The sequence below is a fragment of the Psychroflexus salarius genome (assembly GCF_900129035.1).
GTDB lineage: Bacteria > Bacteroidota > Bacteroidia > Flavobacteriales > Flavobacteriaceae > Psychroflexus > Psychroflexus salarius.
The window spans coordinates 1-7,041 of the sequence record NZ_FQTW01000018.1 but is presented as its reverse complement, the minus strand read 5'-3'; the positions used below and the strand labels follow the sequence as shown (position 1 = coordinate 7,041).

General features: G+C 32.2%; 5 protein-coding genes. All 5 read left to right on the top strand.

The features are described from left to right. Nucleotides 1-121: 121 nt before the first annotated feature. The 5 genes from BUB82_RS11340 (at nucleotide 122) to BUB82_RS11320 (ending at nucleotide 6,761) form a co-directional block, all read left to right on the top strand. Nucleotides 122-559 carry a DUF3276 family protein gene (locus tag BUB82_RS11340; protein WP_073193743.1) on the top strand — a complete coding sequence of 146 codons (438 nt, stop codon included), beginning with the start codon at nucleotides 122-124 and terminating at the stop codon, nucleotides 557-559. A gap of 127 nt (nucleotides 560-686) precedes the next feature. After that, nucleotides 687-1,205, top strand: a complete 519-nt coding sequence (locus tag BUB82_RS11335) for a hypothetical protein (RefSeq protein ID WP_073193742.1) — start codon at nucleotides 687-689, stop codon at nucleotides 1,203-1,205. A 258-nt stretch (nucleotides 1,206-1,463) separates the two neighbouring features. Further along, on the top strand, nucleotides 1,464-2,006 hold the full coding sequence (locus BUB82_RS11330; RefSeq protein WP_073193741.1) for a Riean_0653 family protein: 543 nt from the start codon (nucleotides 1,464-1,466) through the stop codon (nucleotides 2,004-2,006). Nucleotides 2,007-2,138: 132 nt separating this feature from the next. Next, nucleotides 2,139-5,069: a lipase family protein gene (locus BUB82_RS11850; RefSeq protein ID WP_073193740.1), complete on the top strand. Its 2,931-nt coding sequence runs from the start codon at nucleotides 2,139-2,141 to the stop codon at nucleotides 5,067-5,069. 162 nt (nucleotides 5,070-5,231) lie between these two features. Then, a complete protein-coding gene (locus tag BUB82_RS11320; RefSeq protein ID WP_073193739.1) occupies nucleotides 5,232-6,761 on the top strand; it encodes a P-loop ATPase, Sll1717 family in 1,530 nt (509 codons plus the stop codon). The last annotated feature ends 280 nt before the right edge of the window (nucleotides 6,762-7,041 follow it).

Below are 7,041 nucleotides of genomic sequence, written 5' to 3'. Positions count from 1 at the left end.
TACAAGCCGAATCAACTCGTATTTGCTCACTTGGGTTTTATAATTGAAATTCATTACTTTTAAATCCGTAATAACTGCGGTTATACAAAAACGTTGTGTGCCATATAAAAACTGACCGCAAATGAAAAACGAAAACATATTCTCAACCAAATTTCAAGCGGGAAATCGAACTTATTTTTTGGACTTGAAAACAACCAAAGATGGCGACCGATATTTAAAAATATCTGAAAGTAAACGAACAGGCGAAACTGAATTTGAAAGACACCAAATAATCGTATTTGACGAAGGAATTGACAAACTCGCTGAAAAAATAAAAGAAGTAGCTAATAAAATCCGGACTGATGAAAAAAGCTACTCTGTGGACGAAAAAAGAAAAACGCATCAGAACGCATACCAACCGTGGACTGATGAAGATGACAACCGACTTGAATTGCTTTATTGCGAAGGTAAAAGCATAACCGAACTGACTGAACTTTTCGGACGGAATAACGGAGCGATTCGGTCGAGAATTAAAAAACTTGAACTGAAAGAAAAATACGGCACACAACAACGTGTATAGCTCATTGCGGCTGAATTCCTAATCGGAATTCATTGCAATTTGCTATCTTTAGGTTACGGCGGAAAATCATAGCTGATTTTCCGCAACAAGCCATACACAAAAACGTTCTACACCATTTGAAAAAACTATGAGAATACTAATAACATTATTGCTTTTTATTTCTGCAATTGCTTTTGGACAGGAAAATAGCGGAATAGATATAACAAATTCGGAACAAACTCTTGTCGGAAATTGGGAATTTGTCAAAACGCTTGACCAAAATGGAAAGGAGATAAACAAAATTACTCTCGACAGAAACACGCCTGATGGAAAACCAATGACGCTCAATGCGAATGGACCTGATATTATTATAAAATCAGACGGAACTTATACCAAAATATTTACGCCTGAAAATTCGGATAATGGAGTTTGGCGAATAAAGTCACCAAATGAGATTGAATATGAAATGATTATTCCAGAAAACTCAAGGCAAGGTCAAATGATAATTCAAACTCAAAAATTTTTTCCCGATAAAAAATGGCGAAAAGATGAAAAAGGAAATTTTCTTGATGCATCGACTGACCGAATTATAGAGCTGACAGAATCGGAAATGAAAGTTGAATATGAAAAAGATTATATATTAGTTTACAAAAAGACAGCGGAATAAAAACGGTGTAGAACAACGTATATAGCTCATAGCTGTTGAGTTGCTTAATCGAAGTTAAGGCATATTTGGAAAGTCGCCAAATTTTTAAATTTGACGATTTCCAATAAAAAGATAGATAGTAAAATTTAAAAATCTGGCTTGTGCTCAATCCGAAAAAATTTTCTAATTTGCACGCTACGAGCCATATACAAAACCGTTAGGCACAATGCGTGAGCAAGTTTACGGAAAAATGAATATATTTAAAGAAAAATCTGAATTATGAAAAACCTTATTTTACTTTTAATAATTGGAATGTCACTTAGCTGTTGTAACAACGACGATGACAACAACACTCAAAACCCAATAGACCAACTACCACCTGCAACACAAACAGGAGAACAAACCTTTGGCTGTTTAATAAACGGAGAAGCTTTTGTCCCACCTAGTTTTGGAAGTAATGCACCAGGAGCTTTTTATCAGTTTGTTGACGGCGCATACACATTAAGTATCTATGGGAGTAATAGTGGAGGTTTAAATCTTAAATCAATCAACATTGGGTGTATAGACGCACCAATCATTGAAGAGACCTCTTATGAATTAACTTCATATGGCTCTAGCAATTATTTTGGAAGATACAATATTGGTGGTGGAATTACCTTTAGTGGTACAACTACAACAGAAATACCTGGAACATTAACCATTACCAATTTTGACCCAGATAACTTTATCATCTCAGGCACTTTTGAGTTTACAGTTTTAGATGATGATGGGAGCGAAATACATATTACAAATGGTCGCTTTGATATGAACTATACAAACTAATTATAAAACCACAAACTAATATGAGTTAAAACAAAACTAAAACAGAAAGACTATTCTGTGAGACAGAACAGCCTTTCATTAACATCAAATTAAACAACCTCTACAACTTTGTCTAATTCAATTCACAAAATTATGAAAAAATCAACTCTAAATTTAAGCTTTTTAAACAAAACCGTTTATCTGCTTATTATGACATTTGTGTTTCATTTTGGGTATTCCCAAAATGTAAATACCTCATTAGCATCAGACATCAATCAAAAATTTTCACTTTTAGAAAAAAACCGAATACCAAACCACATTCTTTTAGATTATGGTTTTGACCTTATAGATGTTACTCAATTTGATGGTGCATTGCGTAACGACAATTATCTAGATCTTGAGCGTTACAACTTAATCTATAATAGCATTGTATCGTCTGCAACCCAACTTAATGTTAGTGGTATAAAATCACCACAGCAAGAACTTGAGAAATGGAAAACGCTTCAAAAAGAGCAAAGTAAAAAGGGCAACCTTAATAATAAAGCATCTGTAACGTTAAGCGGTTTACTTTTCAATTATTCCAAAATAAACGAAAACGCATTATATGCTAACAAAATTAGTGTGGTTAATGACAAGTATGATGACAAATATATTAATGGCATATGGCAAAACCCTTATGACAACAAAACAGCATTTGCTGTAGTTTCACCAGTATTTGCGTTTAATAAAAGCAATATAGAGGTAAAATTACCAACCGAACTGTGGCATAGCAATGTTAATATTTCTGCAATTGCTATCAATTTTGGAGATGGCGCAGGTTATAAAAACCTAACCAATAATACAGTTGCAAGTACAAATTATACAACAACAGGAGTTTATACTTGGACATATAGAGTACGATTAACCAATGGGCAATACAAATACTGTCGCCAAAAAATAAAAGTGACCCAAATAGACAGTAATTCTAATTTACAAGCTTTAAATTCAAGTTGTTCAATGCAATACAAGTCTATTACAGCAAGTAAAGATTACCAAGGTATTTTTGGCTCTGCAACGTTGCAGATAGCTTACGGTAGTAATAATTGTACAATGCAAAAGCCACTAATTGTAGTAGAAGGTTTAGATACTGGTATTATGGGACAAGGCGGAAGTATAGGAGATTCTGATATTGGTCGATTTTTTCAATACGTTGACCAGTCAGCAAGTACAGATTTACAAAATCTAATAACAAACAATACTACTATAGATTATGATATAGTTTACGTTAATTGGGATAATGGTACAGACTATATTCAACGCAACGCTTATGTTTTAGAAGATGTCATTAAATGGGTTAATGAACGAAAAGCAGAAGCAGGAAGTACAGAGCCAAATGTGGTTTTAGGACAAAGTATGGGAGGTCTTGTGGCACGTTATGCCCTAAAAGATATGGAAAACGATACAGATTTAGACCACGATACAAGTCTCTACATTAGCCACGATGCACCACACCAAGGTGCACATATACCACTTGGTATCTTACATATGGGTCGCCACGTTGTTAATGAGTTTATACAAACACCTCTTGGTAATGTGAGTATTCCGATTAATGGTACTGGTAGCTATGGTTTAGCTACAATTGATGATTTACTTGATGCACCAGCAGTTAATCAAATGCTTATTAACAATGTAGATACAAATGGTAATAGAACCAATGCAACTCATTTAGCTTGGCAAAGCGAACTACAAAATATGGGCTATCCTCAACAAACACGAAACATATCTTTAAGTAATGCCAGCCATTGTGGTAATGGTCAAGGATTAGCCTCAAATGAAGAATTGGTAACAGTAACAGGTAAAGGTGGTACATCGGTTTTAACTAGTATCATTGAATCATTGTTTATTAATATTGACCCAGTTGTTGGTATTGCATTAGATGATGTTTCAGCAGCACTATTAGGGTTTTTACCTGGTAATAGTGAGTTGGATATAGAGTTTAGAGCTAATGCATTTCCTGCATCTGGAACAGCTAGAATATATAAAGGACGTTTAACTTATGAAAAGAAATTTCTATGGCTTATCCCTATAACAAGGACCATTTTTAATACTTCTAAACATTCACAAAATGGCGATAAGTTTATTGATAATTATCCAGGCGGTATAACACCAAATGGTTTAGCTATTTCAGAAAGTGGCGATGATAACAATTGGTTTTATAATTATGATTATAATATTAATGTTAATCTAAGTTTTGACTTTATCCCAGTTACAAGTGCATTAGATGTTGGTAGTGGTAATGCAACCCTCGATAATACAGATTATTTTAGGCAATATACATCTGCAAATCCTCCGACAGGAGATAGGGCAATTCCTTTTGTGAATTTTACAACATCATCCAATCAAAACAATAATTTAAATGCCGAGCATATTTCATTTAATAGACGAAATGGAGATTGGTTAGCAGAGGAACTAGATGCCGATGCAAATATCGACTTATTTGATTGTACATTTACTTGTTCCGATGTTAACTTGTTTATCCCAGATGATATTGTATGCTCTACAACCGCTTACTTTTTTGATGATGATATTAACATCAGTAATATTAATATTACACAAGGTAGTAATCTAGTAAGTCTATTTGGTGTCAACAGTAATACATTAACAATTTCACCAAATAGCCTTTTTGGAGGTGGCGGTTTACTTGCTTTTAATTTTACTATTGGTAATAATAAATGTGGTAGTCAAACATTCTACAAAACTATTTGGGTTGGAAAACCAAAAAACGATTTATCATTAATAAGTTCAGGCGGGTTTACAATTAGCTTAGGTAATTTTTATCAAATAACAGCTATGCACGACAATAATAGTAATTACACACAAGCTAATTTGTCTTATGAGTGGGAAATCCCTTATGCAATGATTATGTTCTCGAACAATAATCGTTCAGCAAACATAAGACCAACTCGACTCGGAACATATCCATACAAGGTAAGAGCTCGTAATTTATGTGGCTGTAGCCAATGGGCTACTCAACACTTTGAGGTACTTAGTGCGCCAGGTCCTGGTGATTACTATATATCTCCTGCTAATCAATTCGGAAACTAAAAAGCACAGTGCCTAACAAAGTATAAAAATAATAGCGGGTTAATTACTTAAACAATCAGTACGAGATAAATAAAATGTCATATTTAACTGAAAAGTCTGTATTCGTAAAATCCGCTACTATTCTTATACTAGACCGTTGGGCTTAATTTAAAAAAATAAAAAATGACTAAAAAAGATTTCTTATCTAATTTAGGTTTTATAGAAAATCCATTTCAGCATACTAATGCAGATAAAGAAAGTTCAATCATTGATAAATATTTTATTTATCCTGACTATTTTGAAGATGTATGGGGAGATCCTGAAAATCCAATTTCAAATATTATTTATGCACCAAGAGGTGGTGGAAAAACAGCTCAACGTGTTATGATTGAAAAAAGAGCGGTTAATTTCAAAGAGATTTTAACAATAACATATACAGAACACGATTTATCAAATTTTAATAGTATTGATGAAGTCAAACTAAGTTATCATTTAGAATATTTAAATAGGTTATTGTTACTTGCATTTTTCGATAAACTAAGTAACCTACAGGAATTTGAATATAAAAATGAATTTTCATACTCAGAAAGACAGTATTTATATAAACTTTGCAAAATTTACTTATATAATACTCCTGCATCTTTTCCAAAACAAGCAATCAACTCCTTAAAAACAATAACAGATAGAGCAACAGAAATATGGGATAGATTTAAAGCTCCATTTTCAGAAATTATAAAAAAAATAAGTAAGGAAAAAGGTGTCGAGATTGATTTATCTAAAGTAGACATTGATGAAAAAATTAAGTCTTCTCATAAGGATAATTTTTTAAACTTAAGAGTTTTTCTAGAAAGACTCGGTTATTCAACTATTTATATTTTAATTGACAAAGTTGACGAGCAAAGTCTTACAGGTAACGACCCAAAAGCTAGTTACAAATTTATTTCAGAATTACTTAAAGACTTAGAATTATTAGAAACAGAAGGTATTGCATTCAAGTTCTTTTTATGGGATGAGTTACAGCAGTATTGCTCTAAGGATGCACGACCAGATAGAGTATTCTCATATCAACTAGAATGGAAAGTTTCTCAAATTAAGGAGATGCTTAACAAAAGATTATCTGCTTTCAGCAATAATATTATTAAAGATTCTTTTTCTCTTTTTAGTAAAAAGAAAAGTTTAGGTAGAGTTATTATCTTTTCAGAATTTTCACCAAGAGATTGTATAAGAATTTGTAATAGGATCTTGTCAGAACAATTAAAAGAAAATCCTAAAAGTCTAAAATTCGAGTATCATATTGTAAATAAATCAATTGATATGTTTTCCAAAGAAAAAGTTGAGGAAATGTTCTATAATCAAAACAATTTAAGATATTTATCTAAAACGAATTCTGTATCATTTACGATTAATGATTTAGTTAATAATAAAGTAGCTGGTGATGCAGCTGCGATAAGAAATGTTATTCTACCTTGGACAAAATCAGAAGTATTAAAGAAAATTGGACTTGTAAAAAGAAAATCAAAAAAAGCAGTAAATGAATATGCCTTCTTCGATATTAGGGTTGCAAGATATGCTTGTCCATCATTAGATTTAAATTCTTTTATTAGCAAGAAAATTAGAAGGTGTGTTTCAGAAGAGTGCAAAGAATTTGCATATAGAGATTTTGATAAAAAAAATTACGATTGTATAAAGTGTAACACGTTATTAATAAACTAAGCCCAACACCGTATATAGCTCATAGCTAATCAGTTGCTTAATCGAAGTTAAGGCATATTTGCAAGTCCACCAAATTTTTTAATTTGGCTTATTGAGATAAAAGGTAATAAGAAAATTAAAAAATTCGGCTCGTGCTTAATTGAAAAATTATCGCTATTTTGCTCGCTACGAGCCATATACAAAAACGTTGCAAGTAAGTTGACTCCAATGATTTTTTAGAGATAAAATTCATATTTCGATAATCCTAAGAATTGGAATTGATTCTGATAAAATTGAAAAG

Bases quoted from the DNA above. Each gene is read 5' to 3' on its own strand.
- BUB82_RS11340 (WP_073193743.1), top strand. From the start codon at position 122: ATGAAAAACGAAAACATATTCTCAACCAAATTTCAAGCGGGAAATCGA.
- BUB82_RS11335 (WP_073193742.1), top strand. From the start codon at position 687: ATGAGAATACTAATAACATTATTGCTTTTTATTTCTGCAATTGCTTTT.
- BUB82_RS11330 (WP_073193741.1), top strand. From the start codon at position 1,464: ATGAAAAACCTTATTTTACTTTTAATAATTGGAATGTCACTTAGCTGT.
- BUB82_RS11850 (WP_073193740.1), top strand. From the start codon at position 2,139: ATGAAAAAATCAACTCTAAATTTAAGCTTTTTAAACAAAACCGTTTAT.
- BUB82_RS11320 (WP_073193739.1), top strand. From the start codon at position 5,232: ATGACTAAAAAAGATTTCTTATCTAATTTAGGTTTTATAGAAAATCCA.